The following is a 24,262-nucleotide window of genomic DNA, read 5'->3' as shown; positions in this document are numbered from 1 at the left end:
CGATTGGTTTGTTGTTCTCCTGAACATGAAATGACAAGTGATGCATAAGCGCTGAGTGAGTCAGTGTGTCCGCTGCGCAACCGTGACTGTCCCGAATGCGTAAGACGGTCAGATCGCCGCGCCATAGACTGAGGATCACAACTGAACCAAAGCGATATCAAGCGCATATCACAGGAGCATGAGCGATGACTTACCCCGCAGGAAAATATACCCCGACCCCGGTGATCGATTTGGCCGAACGGACTTGGCCCGGCAAACAGCTCAACACCGCGCCTCGCTGGTGCTCGACGGATTTACGTGACGGCAATCAGGCCCTGGCGAATCCAATGGATCAGGACAAAAAAGTGCTGCTGTTTGATCATCTGATCCGCTGTGGGTTTCAGGAGATCGAAGTAGCGTTCCCGTCCGCGTCCCAGACCGATTTTGACTTCGTCCGCGCTTTGATTGAGCAGGACAAAATCCCTGAAGAGGTCTGGATTCAGGTGATCACCCAGTCACGGCCTGATTTAATCGACAGAACGATGGCCTCCCTGGCTGGCGCTCCCCGGGCGATTGTGCATTTGTATAACGCCACTGCGCCGGTGTTTCGGGAGCTGGTGTTTAGCAAGAGTAAGGCTGAGACGGTGGCACTGGCAGTGGCCGGGGTGGTGCAAATCCGCAAATTGTGTGAGCAGCAGCCGGAAACGGACTGGATCCTGGAGTATTCCCCGGAAACCTTTTGTTTCACCGAGTTGGATTTCGCCCTGGAGGTGTGCGAAGCGGTGAAAGCGGCCTGGCAGCCGAGTGCCGAGCGGCCGCTGATCCTCAATCTGCCAGCCACGGTCGAGGTGAATACCCCGAATGTCTATGCCGATCAAATTGAAACTTTTATCCGCTGGTTTTCAGATCTCAGCCATGTGACGATCAGTATTCACCCGCACAATGATCGCGGTACCGGGGTGGCTTCGGCCGAGCTGGCGATGCTGGCCGGGGCGCTGCGGGTCGAAGGCTGCTTGTTCGGGAATGGTGAGCGAACCGGCAATGTCGATCTGGTGACCCTGGCGATGAATCTCTTTACCCAGGGGATCGATCCACAACTGGATTTTTCGGATATCCGGCAAACCGTCGAATTGATCGAGTATTGCAATCAGATCCCGGTGCATCCCCGCCATCCGTATGCCGGTGAGCTGGTGTTTACGGCCTTCTCCGGCTCGCATCAGGATGCGATCAAAAAAGGGTTCGCCGCAAAGTCCGCCTGTGCAAATGCGCCATGGTCGATCCCATATTTGCCGCTCGATCCGCAGGATGTCGGTTGCAGTTATGAAGCGGTGATCCGGGTCAACAGCCAGTCCGGCAAAAGCGGCGCGGCTTGGTTGATTGAGCAAAATCACGGCCTGAAGCTGCCCAGAGCCTTGCAGATTGACTTCAGCCAGCGGGTTAAACAGCAGGCTGATATCAGCGGACAGGAGATGGGCCTGTCGCCAATTTGGTTGCTGTTCCGCCAGTCCTACGGTTTGGTGCCGACTCCGGACCTGGCTCTGCTGGATTATCGCTGCGAGCCGGGAGAAATCGGACAGCGGCTCTGTGCCCGGATTGCGTTTCGGGGCAAAACGGTCAGTATCCGGGCTGAAGGCAACGGGCTGCTGTCGGCGCTTATGGATGGTTTGCGGCAGAAGTGGGGAATTTCGGTCAATATCCTGGATTATGCGGAGCATACCCTGGGTCAAAAAACGCAAAGTAAAGCGGTAGCCTACGTCGGTTGTGAAACTGCCGATCAGCAACGGTTCTTCGGCGTCGCGATTGAAGCCGACGCCAGCCGCGCTTCACTGCAGGCGGCGCTGAATGCGATCAGCAATGCCCTGAAGGCGCCCGCTTCTGCCGCTTGTATTGAGGACGCATCTGCCGCGCAGCCGAACGTTGATCTGGAACCGCTCAGCTAGCGGGCGCCAGGGGGCCAAGGCCGGAGTCTGATGCCGGGGCCTGCAGGTATTCGGTGGGTGACAGGCCGACCCGGCTTTTGAAGACCTGGCTGAAAGCGCCGGGGCTTTCGTAACCCACCGCCAGCGCGGCTTCAATCACACTGTGCCCGGCGGCGAGGAGCTCCATGCTTCGGAGCAGCCGCTGGCGGCGCAGCCATTCGCCGAAGTTTAATCCCAGTTGCTGGTGGAATTTTCGCGAAACGGTCCGCTCACTCACATTCAGGATCTGCGAGGCATCGCTGATCGACCAGGGATGATCGATACGTTGGTTGATGGTGTCGCACAGTTGCTTGAGCGCCTCTTCCCGGGCGACCGGCACATGAAATCCCAGCAGGGGAAGTCCGCGTAGTTCGTCTAAAATCAGCTCCACTAAACGCTCATCCCGGCTACCGGGTTCAACTTGTTGCGGAATATCTACTGCCGCAACGATGAGTTCGCGTAACAACGGGCTGACCGAAAAGACGCCGCATTCGCCGGGTAAATCAGCCCGGGCCAGCGGATCCAGAAACAGGGTTCGCACTTCGACGCTCCCGGTGGCTTGCAGGCTGTGTGCGATCCCGGCCGGGATCCATAAACCGCGACCCGGTGGGACCACCCAACTGCCGGACGGGGTATCAATTCTGAGCACCCCACTGATGGTATGCAGAAGCTGGGTGGTGGTATGCGTATGCAGCGGCTCACAGTCGCCATGGTCATAGTGATGGGCCTGTGCGACTAAGTTTTGCATCAGGTTCTCGGTCTGAAAATGCATTGTATTGCCCGGATGAGTTGGAAGGTTCCCACTAAGTTACTGGATCACAGCGTCAATTTCGATGCCGATCATTGTGGTATGTGGTTGATGAAAGTTGAACATTATGCACTAAGGATCGGACGGCCTTTTGGGGGAAAGCGGTAACATCGTCTGATATTGGAAACTAATTTTTCAAATTTTATTGATAGTTTCTTATAAAGTTGAGTGATGGCTCCAGCCACCAGAATGTACTGCTTCCTGATATTTGAGATAAACCAATTGTTGGCGAGTCAATAGTTTCTAATTTATATTGTTGATAATAATGTATTTTTATGGGATTTTTTTCTCTGTGTCAGTTGGCAATCTTTTCAGAGACTGCGTAAGTCACGTTTCCTGCGGATTGTGTTGCGTGCCGGACAGGTAAAATGAGCGTTTAACTTTTGCCCTTTGATCAAAAATATCTATAACGGTTCAAAAATATTTGATCTTATCAAAATGTGTGATAAATTAGCCCCAGATTTGAGCAACTCGAATCCCCGAACATTGCAATGGCCAGGTAACGGAGGCGGTTGCATTACTGGCGATGCACTTCATGGTTAATACAGTGCAGCGTCAGCGAGCTGGCGAGCCAGCAACCCTGCTTGGAACACAGGGTTTAAACGGAACGGAAAACGGCCCAGGGCATCTGCTCTGGGCCGTTTTTTCATGGCTTGCTTTCGGGAGGCCCGAGTTGCTTTTGGGAGACCCGAGTTGCTTTGGGAGACCTGAATTGCTTTACTGGCTGGCTTCCAGCACGTAGTAATCAATTTCAGCTTGCGTGTGGTCATAGCCAAACCCGAGCTTCTCCAACACCTTTCGAGACGCGGCGTTGACGGGATCAATCCCGGCGATGAACTGTACCTGCGGCGCAGAATGCGTCAGGTGTTTGATCAGCCCCTGCATTGCTTCGGTGGCCAGTCCTTTCCCCCAGTAGGGTTCGGCAATCACATAACCGATCCGGTACTGCGCGGCTGCTTCCGGAAACACAAATAAGTACCCTGCCAGTTCTCCAGCCCGAGTCAATCGAACGATGCTGCCGAGATTGAGCCGGCGATCCAGCCACTGCTCGACATCATCCTGGGTTCGAAGTTGGCCGCAATCCGGCGGCAAAAAACGGCTGACCTTGTCGGTAAACAGGGCCATGATTTCCTCATGGAGTCCCGGCCGGGTTCGATCCAGCGTCTCGGCCTGTAAGTGGTCGGTCTGGAACGTCATGGATTCAAGCATCTGTGATTCTCTCGTTGGGAGATTGGATTGAGGGAGTTTATCATCAATACCAAATTGACCGAATGAGCCCGCCTGCTTTCCCAAGATTTTAATCCAACGCGCTGCACACCCTGTTTCGGCCGGACTCCTTGGCGACGTACAGATATTTATCGGCTTCGGCTAGCGCGCGATCGATGCTGCCGTCGAGTTTGGCGATGCCCACTGACACGGTCACTCGCGGGTCCAGCGGAGCTGATTCAATGCGCTGGCGGATCCGGTTAAAGATTCTCTCCGCTTCGCTCAGGGAATCTGCGCTCAGTACCATCAGAAATTCTTCGCCGCCGTAGCGGAATACAATGTCCTTCTTGCGGGCATTATCTTTCAGCAATTGGGAAATCTGTTTAATGATTTTATCGCCGGTGATATGGCCGAAGGTGTCATTGACGCTTTTGAAGTAGTCGATATCCAGTAGGGCAACAAACTGATCGGGCTGGGCTTCGATTTTACGTTTGTTGCGGTGCAGGTGTTTGCGGTTAAACAGTTGCGACAGTTCATCAATTGAAGACTGGTAATGGGCCTGTTTTCGTTTGTTATTGATCTGATAAACGCTGAGCATCAGCACCATCGCCAGAAATCCAATGATAATCATCAGAAAATAGATCCGATCCACCAGACGGAAGCGATCGATAAACAGCATGTAGAGGGTCTGGCCTCCGGAAGTCATAATTCGGTATGAGATATTTTCGTTGCGGTAGAGATAGTAACCTTCCGATGCTTCGCTGGTTTTGAGTGTGTGGAGCAGCAACTTGTCGAGTTTGCCCTGATTTTCACGGTGTGAAAACAGCACGTTGCCCTGGCTGTCGGTGTTGACCACCATGACGTTGTTGTTCGGTACCGTCCAGAACAGCTCGCTGTTCACGGTGGCCACATAGTACAGCGGAATTTGGCGATCGGCTGATGTGCGGATGAAATAACTATTGCCGTTATCCGCGAGGGCGATATTGAACGGCTCTTCGCTGGCGTAGTGATCCCAGGCGCCGATATTGAGCTTCATGTCGGCAACGAAAGTGCGGTAGTGGGACGGGTCCAAAACTTCAATGCGGGTGATATTGCTCGACAGCGATTTGGGTAACGCGGCTGCGGCCTCGTTGGCATCAAAGGTGGTGGCGGCTTGCTGCGCGATGAGCGCCAGCGCGGCTTCGATGGTCTGAATCCGTTGCAGGTAAACCAGCTCCACCAGTTCCAAATCTTCAGCCTGGGCGCGTAGCTTGTAATTGTCGATAAAATTCTTCGGGGTGGTGACCAGCAGAATAAATAACATGATCAGCAACGTGGCGGTCAACTCTCCTTTGACCGGGGAGAAAAAAGCGAACAATCTCAAAACAATCCCTTTCTGATAATCCATGAGCACATCTCTTCGCAGGGGCAATGTCACGGTAATTCGGGATGTCGTTGCTAGGTGACACGGTTAGCAGTTCTCCCTTTCCCCAGGCACATCAGCTTGAACGCATTTTTCATGTCGAAGGTCATGCTTCAGCAGGCCGGTGCCGTCCAAATAACGACCATTCAAATGCAGCGCGAGCACACTCTAACTGATGATTGTGACAAAATAATGATGAGGGTTTTCAGTTAATTACCGGAAGTATCATGATGGGTTGAGCGCGTTGTCAGCGCGCTCAGTATCGGGGCGGATGGGATGGACAGTGTCGGCTAGGTCGAGTGTGGATGACACCGCTGGGTCTGCGGCCAGTAAAATCCGATGTACTTCCAGCTGACCCAAAAGACCAGCGTGGTCGCGACCATCAATTCGATCAGGGCAAGGGATTTGAGCCAGGTCCAGTGCGGATAGTCGATCATCAGCCAGTCGGTCAGGCGCTCAATCGCCACGGCGCTGATCACCGACGGGAAAGTCACGGCGGCCAGTGGCGGCTGGAACCGTTGGTTCAGTAGGTTGATGTAGAACAGGTAGACCAGAATCGTCATGGTGATGGCCACCCCGGCCAGCGCCCCGGTCAGGACCGGATCAGGCTGCGTCACATTACTCAGATAGGCGGCCAGCGACAAATTGACCGGCGCGGCCATAATCGCCAGCGTCGGTCGGGCTGGTCGCGGCAGACGACCGGCAAAACAGAGCCGGTAAAGCACCACAGGCAACATCATAAAGTAGATCGCGACACAGACGTGGGTCATCAGCAAAGCAAACTCGGTGTGTCCGAGTTGCGGCCCGGCGAGCGTGCCGCTGATGGCACCCACCGGGTACAGGAACCAGCTGGGATACAGATTGATCAATCGAAAGTTTTTGATTTGATGGAAAAAGAAGTACACCAGCATGAAGAAATGCAGGGCCATGGCCGGATACCAGAGAACGCGCGCCACATGAAGGTGAATTGAGGAGAGATAGTCGGCCAGCACCAGCATGGTCATCGTCATCGGCGCCATCAGGCTGCCGTACAGCGGGTGGCGCAGATCCAGCAGGAAATTGCGCGGAAACAGCAGATACTTGAGAATGACCGGCATCAGGAGGGCGGCCCCCAACACGGCGCAGACGCCACGGATCACATCGCCGCTGCCGGGCATAAACAGCGCCCACGCCAGGCCGATCCCTGTGGTCGACAGGGCCAGTGCCGCTTGCGCCGTGGGTACTTGTCTCAGCGTCCCTCTAAATCCCGCCATGAGTGTCTGATCGCTCCATATGTCATTCAAATGTTAATGTAGCGTTGGATTCTACACCAAAGCGGTGGGGCCGTGCGCAGTTTTGCGAGTGAGATAACAGTGCGGGCGGTCACGTTTTGCGGAGCTTTTCATCAAAAATGGATTTGCCAAACGCAGCAATGCATACCATATTTATAAGGAAGCTTGTAATGAGCCGTTCTTGCTTAGCTCCTGGAGGATTCAGCTGATTTCAAAGGGCTCAAGGGTGCAAGTTTCCTGTTGGTGGTGGCGTGAGCCAACGCTGGCAGAGCGGAAAGCTAAGTCGTGAGACTTGGTGACTTACAATTTGGTTAAGTGACAAAAAGTGAAATTACTTCTTCGTCAAATGACACTAAAGTCCGATTTAAAGAAGTGACTGCATCGGACTCGGCATACTCAACGTAATGAGTGGCGAAGCCTCAAGTAACAACGGCCTCGGATGTACCAAACGGTCAACTGAGGTGTTCATAAAACTTAATCCAAGCCGCACTGCAACGGTGCGGCTTTTTATGTGTTTATTTTCCAGATTCCAACTCTCCTACCTGCTCTCCCCCATCAGCGACAAGCTGGATATCGCCCTCACCAAGATGGAGGCGGAATGATGCAACAGGCCAACATCACCGAACTCGAACCAAAATTACTCGAAGCCATGTATCAGGAATTGGTGGGGCCATACCCCGCCGTCGTCTGCGACTGCGGCCACTGCATCTTCACCCACCAGGGCGTCATCCGCTCCCGCTGCGTCAAAGTCGCAGAGGGTGTCGCGCTGTGCCGATGTAAGCGGTGGGTGGAAGTGCCTGTGGGGTAGTGGGTCTTATTGAACTTCACTAGGCTTTCATGGCCTAAAGATGATGAAACCTTTAGCTTTTATGGCAGGTTTCACAGTTTGTTTAATGTATATAACTGTTGTAAATTGGTATAGAAAGCTACAATAGTTATAAATTGGAGCTTGTAGGAGTACCTATGAGAAACAGTAACTTAAGTCTAACATTACAAGATATTGCGAAGAAAAATAATGATTATCGCAAGTATATCAATGAGTTGAAGGAAAAAGTCGACTTGTTCGTATCTCATCAGCGTAGTGAAAAAAACTTACAAGAGACTGGTAAAGAAATTGGTGTGGACTGGTTGAAATTTAACCAGGATCGAAAAAGTCAAAAGCTCTTTGAGACTATCGAGAAGTTTGAAGACAGTAGCCATTGTTGCAAGCTTAAGAGAAAGGAGCATGAAATAGATGCTATTTTGAGAGCTGCTGAGCGTAATTTTCGAGCTCTTGACCTTTATCCTAAGACAACAGTTCAGGACTATCTTCGATATACGACTATTAATAAGTCATTGAATGATGCATTAAGTGAAGATTGGAACAAAGTTGGAGATCTCCTGTGGATGAGTTGGTTTAAACATGCTCAGGAGCTGGAAAAAAAGGAACTCGAATGCAGCAACAACAAGTCGATGACGTAGAGTCGGTTGAAAGCGCTAGTCAACATGAACTTCAGCATGCAGAGCGAGAGCAGGAACAAGTTGACGTCGATGAAGTCTCTTCAGAAGCAGAAGATGCAGAACGTTCTGAGATTGAAGGGTTACTAAAACGATTACCTGAAGAAATGCTCGTTAACGCTCTGGTGCAGAGAGAGCAAAATGGTCAGCTGAAACGTGAAGGTAAGGTATTTTCACAAGTGGTGCAACGAGTAGCGCAGCACTACTCTGGTCCTATTCCTCCTCCTAAAATGCTTAATGAATATGAATCTGTTCATCCTGGTTTTGCTGAGCGAATTGTTTCAATGGCAGAAAAAGAGCAGGAACATAGGCATACCGTTGAAAAGGAAAGTGTCAGAGGTGCAATTACTAAGGACAGTCGCGGACAACATTATGCGTTGATCGTGTCTCTGGTTATGATTGTCGCATGTACTTTCCTTATCTCTATAGGTCACGAAGTGGCGGGCTCGATATTTGGTGGTGCATCTTTACTTGGCCTTGCTTACGCGTTTCTTACTGGCCGTAAGTATTCTGGTGATGCCGATGATGATTCATCCGATAGCTCGGTGTAGTGATGGATCTTTAGGTACCCTCCCACCGCTTCCAAGCCTTTGACACTCTGCCCACATTGATGGCGACCGAGCCCCTGAGTTTACCCTCAGGGGCTTTTTCCGTTTTTAGGGCAGAGACATGAACCAGAAAACCTTCCTTTCCGCCAGTGTTGTGCTGGCACTCAGTGCAGCACAACCCAGTAGAAACTCGATTCTCTATTGAATCCCTCACTTGGCCCCCGTCTCATTTGCTGTTTAAATTGCCGAATCATATCGTTCATATTTTTTAGACCTGTAGGTGAGTATGTACCGCGTAGTTGATCAAGCGCTATTGGATGAGTTGTTGGCTCAGGCCCATCAAAGTCCCCGAAAACGGAGTCATTTGGCGTTTCATGCTGATTTTGAAGCGCCGGTGCAGCGGATGGTAATTGGTCTGGCGGCGGGAACTTATGTCAGGCCGCACATGCACCCGCAGATGAATAAATGGGAAATGCTGTTTCTGGTTCGGGGGAGCGTGCTGCTGCTGATGTTTGACCCGCAAGGTGTCGTGACGGAGCGAATTGTATTCTCTGCAAACAATCAAACCTGTGGGATTGAGATGGCGCCCGGCACCTGGCATACCATTTTGCCGTTAGAAGGGGATGCGGCGATTCTGGAAGTCAAACAGGGGCCGTATGATCCTGCGGATGTCACTGCATTCGCGGACTGGGCCCCGGCAGAGCAGGATGCTGGGTCTGATGACTTTCTTCGCTGGGCAGAGATGGCGCAAGTCGGGGATAAATACAGCGCATCTTAGTTTTTCTCAGATGTGCAGACTCTGTTCTGAACCCACCGGATATGGCTGCCGGTGGGTTCCCGGACATGCTGCTTAGCTACATGGCCTAAGCCGCTAACCCAACCACCTGTGCCGCTGTTTCGCTCAAGGTAAATTTCCCTTTTGCATCTTTGGTGACTCGGCCCAAAGCGATATCCGGGTCGTGGGTCAGGACGATGCGTCCGTTGCGGCTCAGTAAATCGTTCAGCAAGGCTTCTTTTTCTTCAATGAGTCCTTCGGGGAAGCGGTCGTAGCCCATGGTGATCGGCAAATGGACCCAGGGCGCGCCGGGGATCAGATCGCCGGTGAACACTACCGGGCCGTCGGGCATGGCGATCTCCGGTAGCATTTGTCCCGGCGTGTGGCCGTCGCTGAAATGGAAACGCCAGTCTGGCCCCAGCAACGGCAGCTTGCCGTCATCGTCGACCAGGATCACGCGTCCGCTGAGGGCCAGCGGTTCGAGAATATCAGCCAGATACGAGGCTCTGTCGCGTGGGTGCGGATTCATCGCGCGCGCCCATTGGCGTTTGCCGGTAATAAATTGCGCATTGGGAAACAGCAATTCGGGCGGGCTGTCTGGTTGCCAGGCCGAGAGCAGGCCGCCGGCATGGTCAAAATGCAGGTGGGTTAAGATCACCAGATCGATGTCTTCATGGCTCAGGCCGTGTTCGGCCAGGCTGTCGAGCAGGACATGCTGTGCTTCCTGAACGCCGAAGCGGGTTTTCATCTCGGGCGAGAAGAAAGCGCCGATCCCGGTTTCAATCAGGATGTGGCGGTTTGGCTCCTGAACGAGCAGGGCGCGGCAACCCAGGCGGATGCGGTTGTGCTCGTCCGCTTCCATCCAGCGGTTCCACAGGGCTTTCGGGGCGTTGCCGAACATGGCTCCGCCATCGAGTTTCTGGCTGTTGCCGGTTAAGGTAGTCAGGGTACGCATATTATTTCCTTGATCATCATTATAAGTCGGGTCGAAGCAAAAATGCACCGGGACAGGCGGAACTGTCCCGGTGCGGCTTGACGCAATTTGGGTGATCGTTAGCTGTTGTTCAGGGCTTCTTCGTCTTTCTCTTTGACCCGGAAGCGCAGAATATGAGTGCGCTCAATCAGGATATAGAGGATCACCCCGGTGGCCAGTCCCCAGCTCGCGCCATACACCGCTAGCACAACGCCCATGGTGCCGGCAATCCCGCGCTCGGTATTGGTGGTGAGTTGCTCCAATCCTACCATCAGGCAGATATAGCCGGTCAACAGCAGGGTCAGCGAAAGCGCAATCGGCAACACCGGCTGGAAGAAGCTGACCAGCGGTAGCGCGAACAGGGCAATGAAACCGGTGATCCAGAAGGTGCCTGCACCGCTGTATATTGAATCCATCGCTTCGCGGCCGTGCTTGTAGCGTTCGGCCATCGTGGCGGCTACGGCAGTCCAGAGCGGACCGGCGAGGCCGGGATACGGCGCGAAGAACGCATGCAGGGCATTGCGAAGCGCCGTGACCAGATGCACCCGGTCGATGTTGTTTTCGATCACTTCGTCGGTACGCAATTCATCGGCGCGCTGCATCAGCGATTGGCCGACAATGATGTCACCAAAGGCAATGATATAAGCGATCACGGCGGTTGGGATCGCCATCAGGAATACATCGAGTCCCGGGAAACCGACACTGAACGGCAGGTACTGCCACATGCCGGTAAAGTCCGGTGCGGTGATGCCCCAACGGACATCCGGCATCGGGTATTCACCCACGGCGATCCCGACCCCAATCGCAATGACCATCCCCGGCACCATGCCGTAGTTGACGATTTTTCTTGCCATCGGCACCCGCTCCAGCAGTCCTTTGAACGAGACCGAGAACATCAGGTAGAGACAGATCAGGCTACCGATCACCAGCGAGATCGGGGTTGCTGCTAAGCGGCCACCGCTGGAGATTTCCCCCATCAGGGCGGCGATCCCGGCGCCGATGATGATCCCGCCTTTGAGCGAGTTCGGCACCAGCTTGACCATGGTCGAGCCAAGGCGGGTCACCCCCAAAATAAGGAAGATGATGAACACCAGCAATTGCAGGGCAAACAGCGCCTGAATTGCCGCCGGGCCCGGCTCAAAATCACCGAGGAACAGCAGCACCACCGGAATGCCGGGGGTGATCCAGCCGGGAACAAACGGGACCCCCAGCAGCGCGGGCAGCATAAAGCCGACGCCGCAGACCACGACATAGGCCAGCGCAATGTCGTAGGGGAGGCCGAGGTATTTTTCCAGCAGCGGGATCATGGCCAGGCTGACCACAAACATGATCAGGGCCTGGAGCATTTCCGCAAACTCCCAGCGGTAATGGATAAAGGGGATACGGACTTGAAAAGGACCCAGCGGCCAGTACGGCTGCTCGGACCCCTGCTGTCGTTGATAAACCTGCATGCGATCTTCCTTGTTCTGTGTGTTTACGTATTGGATAGGTTGAAAAGCGTTTGCGACGGATCACTGTATTGTTGTATTGCGAATCCGGTGGTGCGTTTGCTCAGGCAACGCAGGCGGTTACCTGCGCTGCCCGGGGTTCAGGCCTTCTTTGCCCAGTCGCGCAGGACGTATTTCTGAACTTTGCCGGTCGAGGTTTTCGGGAGATTGGTGAAGATGATGGTCTTCGGAATCTTGAAGCCCGCGAGGTGCTGGCGGCAGTAATCGATGATTTCCTGCTCGGTGGCGTATTCGCTTTGCTTGAGCGTGACGAAAGCACAAGGCGATTCGCCCCACTTCTCATCCGGCTTGGCAACCACGGACACCTCCATAATGGCCGGGTGCTTGTACAGCACATCTTCCAGCTCGATGGTGGAAATATTCTCGCCGCCGGAGATGATGATATCTTTCAGCCGATCTTTGATTTCGATATAGCCGTTCGGATGGCATACGCCGAGATCGCCGGTATGGAACCAGCCGCCCTCAAAGGCTTCCGCGGTCGCAGTCGGGTTTTTCAGGTAGCCTTTCATCACGGTGTTGCCGCGCATGAAGATTTCACCGATGGTTTTGCCGTCTTTAGCGACCGGTTTGAGGGTCTGGATATCAGCGACTATCACCCCTTCCAGGGTCGGGTAGCGCACACCCTGGCGGGATTTGAGCGTTGCGCGCTCTTCCAGGCTGAGTTCGTCCCATTCTTCGTGCCAAGCACAGACGGTCACCGGGCCGTAAACTTCGGTCAGGCCGTAGACATGGGTGACTTTGATCCCCATTTTCTCGACATCGCCAATCACCTGAGCCGGTGGCGCGGCACCGGCGACCATGGCTTCGACCGGGTGATCAATTGCAGCTTTGGCGGTTTCCGGCATGTTGATGAGTGCGTTGAGGACAATTGGTGCACCACACAGGTGGCTGATCCGGTGTTCGCGGATCAGAGTCAGGATTTTCTGCGGATCGACCCGGCGCAGGAACACATGCACCCCGGCCAGCGCGGTGACGGTCCACGGGTAGCACCAGCCGTTACAGTGGAACATCGGCAGGGTCCATAAATAGACCGGATGCTGGCCCATCGACCAGGTCATCTGGTTGCCCAATGAGTTGAGGTAAGCACCGCGATGGTGATACACCACGCCTTTCGGATTCCCCGTGGTGCCGGAGGTGTAGTTGAGGGAAATGGCCTGCCATTCATCACTCGGCCATTGCCAGTCGAAGTCGGGATCGCCTTCGGCCAGGAAAGCCTCGTAGTCGAGTTCGCTGGTGGCCTCACCTTCGCCGTATTCCGGATCATCGACATCGACGACCAGCGGCGGGTTGTCCAGCATCGCAATCGCATCGCGGATCACGTCATGGAATTCGCGATCGCAGATCAGCACCTTGGCTTCTCCGTGGCCCAGCATGAAGGCAATCGCTTCGGCATCGAGGCGGACGTTCAGAGTATTGAGTACTGCGCCGATCATCGGTACGCCGAAGTGGGCTTCCAGCATGGCCGGGATATTGGGCAGCATGACCGCGACGGTATCGCCTTTGCCGATCCCGCGTCCGGCCAGCGCAGACGCCAGTTGGCGGCAGCGCTGATACGTTTCCGACCAGTTGCGGCGAATGGCGCCGTGAATCACCGCCGGATAGTCCGGGTAGACTGCCGCTGTGCGCTCAAGAAAGCTCAGTGGCGTGAGTGCGATGTGGTTGACGTCACAAGGTGTCAGATCCGTCTCATACATAGACATGCAGTTTCCCTCTTTCTGTCTGTTATTCCGTGATCAGATATGTATCGTAAATTTAATGTTTTATTAACATGTGGTAATTTATAGCAAGTCAGAACGAATTATGGAAATAGCCTATAGTCTTATAGTGTTTTTACTATATGTCTTTAATTGTGGTTGCAACGATGGTTGCAATGATGCCAGTGCCAGTGCCAGTGCCAGTGCCAGTGCCAGTGCCAGTGCCAGTGCCAGTGCCAGTGCCAGTGCCAGGCGAGTTGAGTCGGGGTTTTTCAAGGGATCTCAGGATGCTCAAGGCGCTTGAAGGCATGACAGGACCTCGCAGGCACGGCTAAGAATTACGAAACATGGTGAGGGATCGCACAGCATGACAAGTCATCAAGGACAGCTCTACCTCGATCTGTGGTTGCGGTTGCTCCAGCAGGGATCGGCGGCCGATCAGGCGGCGGCCCTGTGTCGTTACGCGCAGTCCTGGCCCGGGGTGAGCCAGGCCTACTGGCTCAGCTGGCAACCGCATGAGCAAATCTATGCCCATGACGGCGGCGGTCCGGCACTGCCGCCGGGTCAGGGCGATCCGCTGAAAGCCAGTGATGCGCTGTTGTTTGAACAACTCAGCCGTGAATCCTGCCTGCCGCTCGCTCAGGTGCGCCAGGGGCAAACATGGCTGTCGGGGCGGTTGCGCCGGGCCGGGTTGGCCGAGGGATCTTTGATTGCCCTGACGCCGAAGATCCCCGGGGTGCTGGTGGTCGCGACCGAGACAGAGCAGCACACTGCTGCCTTAGCGGCGATGGCCACACTGTTGCAAGCCCTGCTTGCCAACCGGCCGGAGCAACCGGCGGATGTGATGCTGCTGCAATGTGATCCCCTGCCCGGACTTCGCATGAATACACTGGCCGCTCCTGTCGCGATGAATGCAGCGATGCAGCAATTGCTGGCGCACCATCCTGGCTCGGCGATAACCGATCTGTTGCCGGTGAACTACGCCCAGCTGATCACCGCTTGTTTGAACCAGAGCCGCGCGATTGGCGAAGTGGAATCCACCTGGGCCGGCAAGTTCTTGCTGTGGCAGTTTATCCCGGAGCCGTCGCTGGATGCGGTGATGGTGCGCTGCCGCGATGCGACCACGGAAATTCGCCGCAAGCGCGAGGCGGCGGTGGCCTCGCGTCTGTACCGGCTGATCACCGAAAACACCACGGATTTGATCTCCCGCCATACCCCGGACGGGCGGTTTCTTGATGCTTCGCCGGCGTCCTGGACGCTGCTCGGCTACTGGCCGGAAGCGTTGCGGGGGCGGTCGGCGCAGTCGCTGCTTCATCCTCGCGACCGGGGCCGCTCCCTGTTTCAGGCGGCGGAAGCGCTGGCACGGGATGGCTACCTGACCCTGACTTACCGGATCCGCCATCGCGATGGGCACTATTTGTGGTTTGAAACCGCTTGTCGTGGGATCCGCGAAACCTATACCGGTGATGTGGTCGAGATTGTCTGTATCTCGCGGGATATTACCGCCCGGGTGCGGGCGGAAGAAGAGAACCGGCGACTTGCAGAAGTGGTCCGGGCCAATACCGATCTGGTACTGTTTCTTGATTCGCAAGGGCAACTGACCATGGTCAACCCTTCTGCCCGTCGGGCGCTGGGGATCCGGGGAGATAGCGACTTGCCGTCGCTGGCCGATTTGCTCAATCCGGAAGATTTTCACCGGTTGCGCCAGCAAGGTTGGCACAGCGCGATCCAGCGGGGGGCCTGGGCAACGGAAGCCCGGTTGTTGCCGTTGGGCGCGAAAACCGGTTTTGTGGTGTCTTTGGTGTTGCTGGCTCACCGGGGGGCGGGCGGCCAGTATTATTTTTCGCTGGTGGCCCGGGACATGACCGAGCGTGAACTACGCGAAGCGGAGCAGCGCCGCCATCAGGATGAACTGGCGCATACTGGCCGGCTCATTACCATGGGGGAGCTGGCGTCCGGTATTGCCCATGAGATCAATCAACCGCTCGCCGCCGTGATGAATTACGCTGGTGCCAGTCAGCGTTATCTGAAGACCCTCCATGAACAGCCGGAAAATGCTGCCCGGGTGGCCGAAGGATTGCGGTTGATTGCCGATCAGGCGCGTCACGCGGCTGCGGTGATCAGCCGGTTACGGGGCTTTTTACGCAAAGGCTCACGCAATATTCAACGGCTGGAGATTGAAACTGTGGTGCGTGAAGCGATGGATTTGTGTGCCTGGGAAGCCAGCCGTCACCAGGTGACGATTTACTTTGAAAACAGTTACTTCGAAGAAAGTCAGTCTGAAAATAACGAGGCCGGGTTTGATGAGCCGCAGACTCACAGCCTATTGGCACTTCCGCCGGTATACGGTGATGCGGTGTTGTTGGAACAAGTGCTGGTGAACTTGCTGCGCAATGCCATTGAGGCCAATTGGGAGCAAGCGCCGCAGCAGGCTTCGCGGATTGTGATTCGGGTGGATGTTGAAGGGGACCGCTTGTGTCTGCGGGTGGTCGATCAAGGGCCGGGATTGCCGGACGAGGCGCGGGACAAACTGTTTACTCCGTTCTATACCAGCAAGCCCGATGGCCTTGGGCTGGGATTGTCGATGAGCCGGACCATTGCCGAAGGGTTCGGCGGCGGGCTGGATATCGAAGCATCCGATCCGCGGGGTGCGACTTTTTGTTGCTGGCTCCCGCTGCGCCGGGAGTGAGGGGCGTTGGTGGGCATGATGAGGAAAATGGTTGTGAATACAGGATGGGATGAGGAGAGGGAAGTTCATGCCGGATGAGCAAATTGTATATGTCGTGGATGATGATCAGGGCATGCGGGACTCGACCTTGTGGCTGTTTGAGTCGGTCGGGCTGAAAGCCGTGCCGTTCAGCAGCGGTCAGGCGTTCCTTGAGGCCTGCGATCCCAAAGCCAATGCCTGCGTGTTGCTGGATATTCGGATGCCCGGGATGGGCGGGTTGCACGTGCAGGAAGAGATGCGCCGCCGGGAGATTCACCTGCCGGTGATTTTTGTCAGCGGTCATGCCGATGTGCCGATTGTGGTGCGGGCATTTAAAGCCGGCGCTGTGGATTTCATTGAAAAACCCTATAACGAGCAGTTGTTGCTCGACAGCGTTCAGCAGGCCCTGAACCGCCAGCCGGTGATGATGGTGGGTCAGCATCAATCGGCGTTGCAGGAGCGGCTGGCCAGTTTGACGCCGCGTGAGCAGGATGTCTTTTTGCCTCTGGTGCAGGGCTATACCAACCGGGAAATTGCCGAACAACTGGGGATCAGCGTCAAAACCGTTGATCTGTATCGGTCCCGGGTGATGAAGCGCCTGGCAGCGGATCACCTGCCTGCATTGGTCGGCATGGCGATTGCTGCGGGGATGGTCGACCCTTTGGATCTCAGGGCCACATAAAGTTTAAATCGCCTGATGTCATGAAGCCTCTGCGTGATCTCAGCGGCTTTTTACCTTTTTTGCGTTGCCGTTTTCACCTCTTGGCTTTGTCCGTCCGGTTGATTGTCTCAAGATGGGACAGACGGAGTCGCCGGGATACGTTTTACTTAGGAAGAAAGTTGTCCAGGGTCTCGGCGGTGGCTGAGTGCCCGGATAAAGCGATCCTATGGGGGTCGACAACGACTCAGGAGGCAGATATGAGCCAGCTAGAAGCGGCAACGATTGAGAAGTTTAAAGCGCATTTTCAGGGGACAATTTGTCTCCCCAAAGATGATAAATACGACGAACTGCGAGCGATCTGGAACGCGATGATCGACCGGAAACCGGTGGTGATTGCACAGTGTATCTCCGCCGAGTGCGTGGTGCAGGCGGTAAATTTTGCCCGGGAGCATGAGCTGCTGGTGTCCATTCGCGGCGGCGGCCATAACATTGCCGGGAATGCGGTGTGTGACGGCGGGATCATGATTGATCTTTCACTGATGAACAATGTGGTGGTCAATCCCAATACCCGGCGGGCCATTGTCGAACCCGGTTGCACCCTGGGAGACTTTGATGCGGCCGCTCAGGCACACGGGCTGGCGACACCGCTGGGGATTAACTCGACCACCGGGGTGGCTGGTCTGACGCTCGGCGGCGGGTTTGGTTGGCTCAGCCGGAAATACGGCATGACCGTGGATAACCTGCTGGCGGTGAATATGGTCACGGCGGATGGCCATCAGGTGCGGGCCAGCGCGACCGAGAATGAAGATTTGTTCTGGGGCGTCCGGGGCGGGGGCGGTAATTTCGGTGTGGTCACCAGCTTTGAGTTTGCGCTGCACCCGGTTGGCCCGGAGGTGTTGAGTGGGTTGATCGTGTTCCCGTTTGCACAGGCGAAGCAGATCCTGACGCAGTTTGCCCGCTTTACCGAAACCATGCCGGATGAGTTGAATGTCTGGATGGTGACCCGCAAGGCACCACCACTGCCGTTCTTGCCGGAAGCGGTTCACGGCACTGAAATTATTGCGCTAGCTGTCTTTTATGCCGGCGATCCGGCCGAGGGCGAAGCTTTGATTGCACCGCTGCGCGGATTCGGGACGCCGCTGGGAGAGCATCTCGGCGTGCAGCCTTTTGTTGACTGGCAACAGGCGTTCGATCCCTTGCTCACCCCAGGGGCCCGGAATTATTGGAAGTCCCACAACTTTGCCACGCTGACGGACGAAGCGCTGGATGTGCTGATTGAATACGCCGGTCAGTTACCCTCCGATCAATGTGAGATTTTTATCGGGACCATTGGGGCGCAAACAGGACGCGTTGCACCGGATGCGATGGCCTACTCCAGCCGGGATGCCAACTATGTCATGAATGTTCATGCGCGGTGGGACACTGCTGCGGAGGATGAAGCCTGTATTGGCTGGTCGCGGGCGTTTTTTGCCAAGTCCCAGCCGTTTGCCAGCGGCGGGGCCTATATCAACTTCCTGACTCAGGACGAGGGCGAACGGGTCGCGTTTGCCTACGGCAGTACTTATGAGCGGCTGGTCGAGATTAAGAAAAAATATGATCCGGCCAATCTGTTCCGGATGAACCAGAATATCAAGCCGGACTGACTTTCGGTTTGGGTGTACACCTGCGGCGGCCTGTGCAGAGCCGCCGCGGGCACACGATTGCTGTCTCATGAATTGATAAAACAACCAGTTAGATAGAATGCGGCTTGTCGTAGAGCGGACGGGCCGTGCCTTTGAGATTCTGAAACAGCAGGACCATTTTCGGGTTGAAGCCGGTCGTTCTTAAGGCAACTGCGGTTTCGGTAAAGGAACGACCGACCGTCAACTCACCCTGGAAAGGGGCTACCAGACCGTTTTCTCCCTGGGTACTCAGGGTGCCGGAGAGTTGCGCCAGTTTGCCATCCGGTGTCCAGGGCGAGCTTGGTAAAATATTATCACCGGTAGACTCCAGCGGCATCGCGACAGCTTCCCGTAAATCGAACCAAACCTGAAGGACCATTTCCTTGTGATGAAGTCGGCCTGATTGTCTCACCGGCTCCCAGACTTGCAGCGCCTTCATGGCCTGTTTTGTGGGGGCCTTGTAGCTCAGTAACGCTTGTTGTTTCGGATAACCCCACTGCTTTTTACCGGCCTGGATTGCATCCGGGTTATCCAGCAGCAGATGATGATTATAAAAACCGTACTGATGGGGAAGCCCGGCGACCTGATCCGGATAAGTGGCGGCGCCCAAGGCGTACAGGGCTGCTTGCAAATAGTCCATAGCCTGGACGGGATCTGTCAGATCTCCTGGTGTCTTGAGTGGCAGCGGCGGGGCATCTTTTTGTTTCACCAGGAATGTATTGACGGTTTCGGTATAGCGGCCGACCGGACTGTCTTTGACCTGCTGAATATACAAGATACAGACGGTTTGGGTGGTGTTCGGGAGCGTGATGGTTTCCCAATCCGGGTTACGGACAAATTGCTGTGCTTTCTCGGCCTGGCAGAGGCCGACCAGGGCGGTGGTTTCACCATAGATCACAAAGTCCTTGTCAGCGGCGGTGGCGCCGGCGGTAAAGCTGAGGGTCAGGAACAGCATCATGGGGGGGAGCAAAGTGCGTATTTTCATGTGTTTTTCCTCCGGAGTATTGAGATACAAAGCAGGAAGACTGCAGGCGCCGGATAGCAATCACATGGGTTTTGGCGTCTCTTCGTGAACTCAATCAGCTCAATTATCGAATTCAGGCATAGCGCCTGAGTATTGCTGGTACATTTCATACCAACCCGGGATACGGATGGGGGAGGTATGCACTAAAGTGAATAAATATAGAAGTAGAGCGCCGGAGTTTGCCAAATGACAGAAATATATTTTGGAACCGAAGTATGATTTTGGGAGATTATATTTTAGTCACAAATAAACATCTCAATTAAACATGTAAAAAATAGGATGTAGCAGGAAATATTTACAGCCATATGTAATCGAATACATTTTGTCTTATATTTTGTATGGGAATTTATGAGGGCTGTATTCACATGTTCTATTTATGATGGTTTTATTATCAGTTGAAACAAAATGAAACTGATAGTTTTATATATAACAGAGATCTCCCGTGTAATCTATTCATCAATAGATATGCGTTATTGAATAATTTTTCTTTATTTTGACATTCGTCCCATGATCACGTGACATTATTTTTATTTGCAGTGCAACTATGGATAATGCGCGTCGATATTAGTGCGCAGTTGCATATGTTGATAAGTTTAATATCACCGTGAGGGGAGGCCACATGGCGGCGCTACACATGTATTGCCCAAAATGCAAGCAAGAACGGACATTTATGCGTTCTAAAAGAACGGTCATCGAACGAATTTGGAAGAAAAACACCATGAAAGTCACCTGTCAGGTCTGTGAATCACAGTACTGGCACAAGCCATTTGACGATCAGAAGCTGAAAGAAATCTAGCGGTAAGATCGTTTTGAATCCAGTCTGGATCGCGAACGCATGACCTGATTGCGAATAGGGTCGATATAATCTATGGACAATTAAAGAGCACGGAATCATGAAGAAGTGGTATTTACTGTACTGCAAAAATAACGAGATTGAGCGAGCGATAATTAATTTAGAACGAATGGGCGTGGCTTGTTATACCCCTTTCGTCAATAAAGACGTCATTCGACGAGGCAAGAAAGTGTCGGTCAAAACAGCGCTCTTTCCCTCTTATTTATTTGTTCAGTTTGATTATGAGCGCGGGCCGAGTTTTACCACGATTCGTTCGACCAGAGGTGTTGCGGATTTTATTCGATTTGGTCAGATGCCGAAGGAAATCCCGGCTGAACTAATCACGCAGATCCAGCTTCGCAATGTACATGTTGATGTGGCGCTCATTGCCGGTGATAAAGTGAGTATCAATGAAGGCGCTTTGCAGGAAATTCAGGCAATTTTCCTCGAGCCGGATGGTGAGAAACGCTCCATGCTGCTCATCCAGATGATTAACCGGGATGTGAGAGTGAGCGTGGATAATAAAAATATCCGTAAAGTAGTTTAACGGGTTGCGATGCCTGTACAACACATAGGGTTGCTATGTGTTGTCCATATTGACGTCCGTCAGTCAATCGGCGGACGGTTAACGACTGTAGTCACCGCCACGCTCGGGTTGGTAGACAATCTCCTCGATCTGCACATGTAAGATGCCGCCCCCTGGCTTTGGCCACTCAATGGCATCGCCGACTGATAGACCCAGCAGGGCGCTGCCAACCGGTGCCAGGATCGAAATGCGGTCCGCTTTACCTTCTGTTTCATTCGGATAAACCAACGTCAGGCAAAAGGTTTTCTCCGAGGATTCCACCGCGAAACGGACCGTGGAGTTCATGGTCACGACGGTCGATGGGATGTCCTGCGGCGCCACAATCTCGGCGCGATCCAGCTCCGCTTCCAGAGCCGATTTACCGGGAAATGCCACATCCGGCAAGGTTTCCAGCAGGTTATCCAGTCTTTCGGCATCCAGTGAAGAGATGATAATACGGGGTTGTTTGGTCATGGTTTCACCGTCATTAAAGTTTGTCAGATTGAACAAATCAACCAGTGCCCGGCAGCGCTGTCAGAGCAGCTCCGGGGAGTCCTTATTGCGTTACGGAACTGGTTACGATGAGGTCTGCAGACACTGTGATCGGTGCAGAAATGCACCGGAAGATATTATCCCAATCGCAAACACATGACAAACGAATTGCATACCATTCCCGGCATTGACCCGACAGCCCTGCTGCCGGCGCTGGGGGGAACAGGATACACAGATGCTTGGGCGTTGCGGCGCTATTCATTAAATTGCAAAAAATCGCACTTATAAGATTGCAATTGATAACATCATGTTTTTAAAGAGGTAAAAAACTTTATCCACAAAAACAGTGGGTAACTTTTCGAAACGTTGAGGTGCGGTTGATGATTTTTTAAACAGGCTTCAAGTGTGCTGAAACTCGGTTTCGTTTTGAGATTCGGCCCGGTGACGGGGCTGCCGAATCTGTTTCATCTCGGGTGGATTGTTGCGGTGTCAGTTTGAGCTGGTTCATAGTTTAATGAAATATGCCTCATAAGTATTCAGTTGCATTGCTGGCCTTTGCTATCTTGGGGCTTGGGTTCCATTGTTGAGGGTGATGTATGCTGAATCTGGGCCGTGCCATGAATTTGCGTAAAACAATTTTTACCGTTTTTTTTATTCCTACTATTTTATTGCTCGGTGTGATCGGCTATCAAATCAAACAGGCCAATCAGCAGGTGGCGGAAACGGGGCTGTCGCTGGAAACTGTGACTCTGTTTGAGCTGTATGATGACGTTGCGCATCAGTTTGCGGTTGAGCGCGGTCTGACCGCCGGGGTGATTGCCGCGAAGGGGCAAAGCCAACAGCAGGGTGCCCTGCTGGCGCAAAGAAAAAAGGCAGATGCGGCTTATCATCACCTGCTGGCTTTCTCACCGCAACATTTGGATCCTGCTTTAGTGACGACCTTATTGGGGGATGTGAAATCTGAGCTGGATCGGCGTGAGTCGATTCGTCGTCAGGTTGACAGCTTATCCCTGAAGGAATCCCCGTTTGCATTTTATTCAAACATCAACAAGCTGGCGCTGGATAATCTGGCGGTGGTGATGGCGCAGATCAGTGACCCGGATTTGAAGCGTGACATGCAGGGCCTGTGGGCACTGCTGGTGATTAAGGAGCAGGCCGGTATGGCCCGGGGTGCCCTGAATGGCGTCTTTGCCGGAAAGCAGTCGACGCCGGAGCGTTACACGCAGATCACCAATTATCTGAGTGCAGAACGATATGCCCTACGGCAGGCCAGAATTTTGCTGGATGGGGAGAGCCTGCAACAGATGCAGTCGATCCTCAATGAGTCGGTCTGGCGACAGGTAATGTCGATTCAGCAGCAATTTTTGGATCAGAAAGACAATCTTTCTGCCATTGAAGGGCCGGAAGCATCAGTTTGGTTCCCGTTGGCTACCCAGCGGATTGGCTTGGTGAAAGCGCTGGGAGATGACGTGGCCGGAGCTATTCGGGAACATGCGCTGCATCACCAAGTGGAAGCAACGTTGATCCGTAATGGGATGATTGGAGTGATCCTGTTTCTGGTGCTGCCGTTGGTCTTGCTGACGGTGAAAATCGTGAACAACGTACGTGAGCGGGTCGAGCAGTTTACCGCGCAGCTGGACCGCATGGCGTCGAATAACGACTTGAGTATCCGCCTGGGTGACGGTCGTCGGGATGAATTTGGCCGGATTGCCAGCCATGTTGATCACCTGGCGAGCAGTTTGAGTGAGACGTTAAATAAGACATTGCGCTTTGCCAGCCAGACTGAAAAAGAGATGGCGGCGATGGTTGATTTGGTGGCCAAGGCGAAAGACTCCAGCCAACAGACTCACCTGCGCTGCGATAATATCGCAACGGCGATGACGGAAATGGCCCAAACCAGTGAGGAGGTGGCCGGGATCACTGTGGATGCGCAGCACAGCACGGATCAGGTGAAAGAAAACGCCGAAGCCTGTTTTGAGCACAGTGACCGTTCATTCCAGTCTGCCACGGAGCTGCTCGAAAATGTCGACCAGACGTTTGCCTGTATTGAGGCGCTGGAGAAGCAGATGGGCAGCGTGACGGAGATCCTGGATACGATTAATGCGATCTCGGAACAGACCAACCTGTTGGCACTGAACGCTGCCATTGAAGCAGCCCGTGCGGGTGAGCAGGGACGGGGCTTTGCTGTGGTGGCGGATGAGGTCCGGACGCTGGCACAACGCAGCAAGCAGTCGACGGAAGACATCCGCAAGCTGCTGGAGGGGATTGGCCAGAATGCTAAAGACTCCTTCGACAATATGCAGCAAAGCCGTGAAGCCAGTTATGAGGCTCAGGAAGTGGTGTCAGATACGAAGTCTTTGGTGGAAAAACTGATCTTGGCGGTGAATGAAATTGCCCAGTTCAACGTCAGCATTGCAACGGCATCCACCCAGCAATCGCAAACAGCGAAGAGCGTCGATACGGATGTGGATGAATTGCTGGAGCTGGCGGATCACACCAAAAAGACCATTGCCGATATTCATCAGGAAATGGAACTGGTGCAAGGCCGGATGGCTGAGCTGATGGAAGAAGTCAGTCACTTTACGATTGCGCCCTCAGGCGATACGCCGATGCGGATGACCGCTCGATAGCGGGGCTGCAATTGAGTGTTAAATGAACAATACCGGGCTCAGGGCCCGGTATTTTTATGCAAGTTGCGGCA

General features: G+C 54.0%; 21 protein-coding genes. 11 read left to right on the top strand and 10 right to left on the bottom strand.

The features are described 5' to 3' along the window. Positions 1 to 185: 185 nt before the first annotated feature. Entirely contained in the window at positions 186 to 1,919 is a 1,734-nt protein-coding gene (gene leuA / locus VV869_RS06055; RefSeq protein ID WP_337734074.1) for a 2-isopropylmalate synthase, read from the top strand. Here leuA and VV869_RS06050 read toward each other — a convergent pair. The 4 genes from VV869_RS06050 to VV869_RS06035 all read right to left on the bottom strand — a co-directional run bounded on the left by VV869_RS06050 (position 1,912) and on the right by VV869_RS06035 (position 6,606). Next, positions 1,912 to 2,685 (bottom strand): AraC family transcriptional regulator, encoded by a 774-nt coding sequence (locus VV869_RS06050; protein WP_337734073.1) that lies wholly within the window; start codon positions 2,683 to 2,685, stop codon positions 1,912 to 1,914. The genes leuA and VV869_RS06050 overlap by 8 nt on opposite strands. A gap of 777 nt (positions 2,686 to 3,462) precedes the next feature. After that, a complete protein-coding gene (locus VV869_RS06045) occupies positions 3,463 to 3,954 on the bottom strand; it encodes a GNAT family N-acetyltransferase (RefSeq protein WP_337734072.1) in 492 nt (163 codons plus the stop codon). An 88-nt stretch (positions 3,955 to 4,042) separates the two neighbouring features. Continuing rightward, complete coding sequence (locus tag VV869_RS06040) at positions 4,043 to 5,338, bottom strand: GGDEF domain-containing protein (protein ID WP_337734071.1); 1,296 nt, start codon at positions 5,336 to 5,338, stop codon at positions 4,043 to 4,045. A 305-nt stretch (positions 5,339 to 5,643) separates the two neighbouring features. Next, positions 5,644 to 6,606 carry a TDT family transporter gene (locus tag VV869_RS06035; RefSeq protein WP_337734070.1) on the bottom strand — a complete coding sequence of 321 codons (963 nt, stop codon included), beginning with the start codon at positions 6,604 to 6,606 and terminating at the stop codon, positions 5,644 to 5,646. Positions 6,607 to 7,222: 616 nt separating this feature from the next. On the opposite strand from VV869_RS06035, the gene VV869_RS06030 reads away from it, so the two are divergent. From VV869_RS06030 to VV869_RS06015, 4 genes are all read left to right on the top strand, one after another. Then, positions 7,223 to 7,432: a hypothetical protein gene (locus VV869_RS06030; RefSeq protein ID WP_337734069.1), complete on the top strand. Its 210-nt coding sequence runs from the start codon at positions 7,223 to 7,225 to the stop codon at positions 7,430 to 7,432. A gap of 155 nt (positions 7,433 to 7,587) precedes the next feature. After that, entirely contained in the window at positions 7,588 to 8,085 is a 498-nt protein-coding gene (locus VV869_RS06025) for a hypothetical protein (protein WP_337734068.1), read from the top strand. Continuing rightward, complete coding sequence (locus VV869_RS06020) at positions 8,058 to 8,672, top strand: DUF2335 domain-containing protein (protein WP_337734067.1); 615 nt, start codon at positions 8,058 to 8,060, stop codon at positions 8,670 to 8,672. Before VV869_RS06025 ends, VV869_RS06020 begins: the two co-directional genes overlap by 28 nt. A gap of 283 nt (positions 8,673 to 8,955) precedes the next feature. Continuing rightward, on the top strand, positions 8,956 to 9,447 hold the full coding sequence (locus VV869_RS06015; protein WP_337734066.1) for a WbuC family cupin fold metalloprotein: 492 nt from the start codon (positions 8,956 to 8,958) through the stop codon (positions 9,445 to 9,447). 85 nt (positions 9,448 to 9,532) lie between these two features. Here the strand turns inward: VV869_RS06015 and VV869_RS06010 are convergent, their stop codons facing one another. The 4 genes from VV869_RS06010 to VV869_RS05995 form a co-directional block, all read right to left on the bottom strand. Then, positions 9,533 to 10,399: an MBL fold metallo-hydrolase gene (locus VV869_RS06010; protein ID WP_337734065.1), complete on the bottom strand. Its 867-nt coding sequence runs from the start codon at positions 10,397 to 10,399 to the stop codon at positions 9,533 to 9,535. Positions 10,400 to 10,497: 98 nt separating this feature from the next. Further along, the gene (locus tag VV869_RS06005) at positions 10,498 to 11,868 is read right to left on the bottom strand and encodes a xanthine/uracil/vitamin C permease (protein ID WP_337734064.1); all 1,371 of its coding nucleotides are present in this window, start codon (positions 11,866 to 11,868) and stop codon (positions 10,498 to 10,500) included. Positions 11,869 to 12,005: 137 nt separating this feature from the next. Further along, positions 12,006 to 13,625 carry an acyl-CoA synthetase gene (locus tag VV869_RS06000; RefSeq protein ID WP_337734063.1) on the bottom strand — a complete coding sequence of 540 codons (1,620 nt, stop codon included), beginning with the start codon at positions 13,623 to 13,625 and terminating at the stop codon, positions 12,006 to 12,008. 111 nt (positions 13,626 to 13,736) lie between these two features. After that, positions 13,737 to 13,895 carry a hypothetical protein gene (locus tag VV869_RS05995; protein WP_337734062.1) on the bottom strand — a complete coding sequence of 53 codons (159 nt, stop codon included), beginning with the start codon at positions 13,893 to 13,895 and terminating at the stop codon, positions 13,737 to 13,739. Positions 13,896 to 13,986: 91 nt separating this feature from the next. On the opposite strand from VV869_RS05995, the gene VV869_RS05990 reads away from it, so the two are divergent. From VV869_RS05990 to VV869_RS05980, 3 genes are all read left to right on the top strand, one after another. Next, positions 13,987 to 16,308: a PAS domain-containing sensor histidine kinase gene (locus tag VV869_RS05990; protein ID WP_337734061.1), complete on the top strand. Its 2,322-nt coding sequence runs from the start codon at positions 13,987 to 13,989 to the stop codon at positions 16,306 to 16,308. A 67-nt stretch (positions 16,309 to 16,375) separates the two neighbouring features. Further along, complete coding sequence (locus VV869_RS05985) at positions 16,376 to 17,008, top strand: response regulator transcription factor (protein ID WP_337734060.1); 633 nt, start codon at positions 16,376 to 16,378, stop codon at positions 17,006 to 17,008. A 236-nt stretch (positions 17,009 to 17,244) separates the two neighbouring features. Then, complete coding sequence (locus VV869_RS05980; protein WP_337734059.1) at positions 17,245 to 18,630, top strand: FAD-binding oxidoreductase; 1,386 nt, start codon at positions 17,245 to 17,247, stop codon at positions 18,628 to 18,630. 88 nt (positions 18,631 to 18,718) lie between these two features. On the opposite strand, the gene VV869_RS05975 is transcribed toward VV869_RS05980, so the two are convergent. Beyond that, on the bottom strand, positions 18,719 to 19,633 hold the full coding sequence (locus VV869_RS05975; RefSeq protein WP_337734058.1) for an acetoacetate decarboxylase family protein: 915 nt from the start codon (positions 19,631 to 19,633) through the stop codon (positions 18,719 to 18,721). 709 nt (positions 19,634 to 20,342) lie between these two features. On the opposite strand from VV869_RS05975, the gene VV869_RS05970 reads away from it, so the two are divergent. Continuing rightward, the gene (locus VV869_RS05970; RefSeq protein WP_337734057.1) at positions 20,343 to 20,468 is read left to right on the top strand and encodes a hypothetical protein; all 126 of its coding nucleotides are present in this window, start codon (positions 20,343 to 20,345) and stop codon (positions 20,466 to 20,468) included. 97 nt (positions 20,469 to 20,565) lie between these two features. Further along, positions 20,566 to 21,051, top strand: coding sequence for a transcription/translation regulatory transformer protein RfaH (gene rfaH, locus VV869_RS05965; protein WP_337734056.1), 486 nt, complete (start codon positions 20,566 to 20,568; stop codon positions 21,049 to 21,051). A 78-nt stretch (positions 21,052 to 21,129) separates the two neighbouring features. Here the strand turns inward: rfaH and rnk are convergent, their stop codons facing one another. Next, positions 21,130 to 21,543: a nucleoside diphosphate kinase regulator gene (rnk, locus tag VV869_RS05960; RefSeq protein ID WP_337734055.1), complete on the bottom strand. Its 414-nt coding sequence runs from the start codon at positions 21,541 to 21,543 to the stop codon at positions 21,130 to 21,132. 614 nt (positions 21,544 to 22,157) lie between these two features. On the opposite strand from rnk, the gene VV869_RS05955 reads away from it, so the two are divergent. Next, positions 22,158 to 24,191, top strand: a complete 2,034-nt coding sequence (locus VV869_RS05955; RefSeq protein WP_337734054.1) for a methyl-accepting chemotaxis protein — start codon at positions 22,158 to 22,160, stop codon at positions 24,189 to 24,191. The last annotated feature ends 71 nt before the right edge of the window (positions 24,192 to 24,262 follow it).

It is taken from the genome of Photobacterium sp. MCCC 1A19761 (genome assembly GCF_037389125.1).
Taxonomy (GTDB): domain Bacteria; phylum Pseudomonadota; class Gammaproteobacteria; order Enterobacterales; family Vibrionaceae; genus Photobacterium.
Note: the sequence above shows the minus strand (reverse complement) of the source record. Positions and strands in the feature narration are given on the sequence as shown.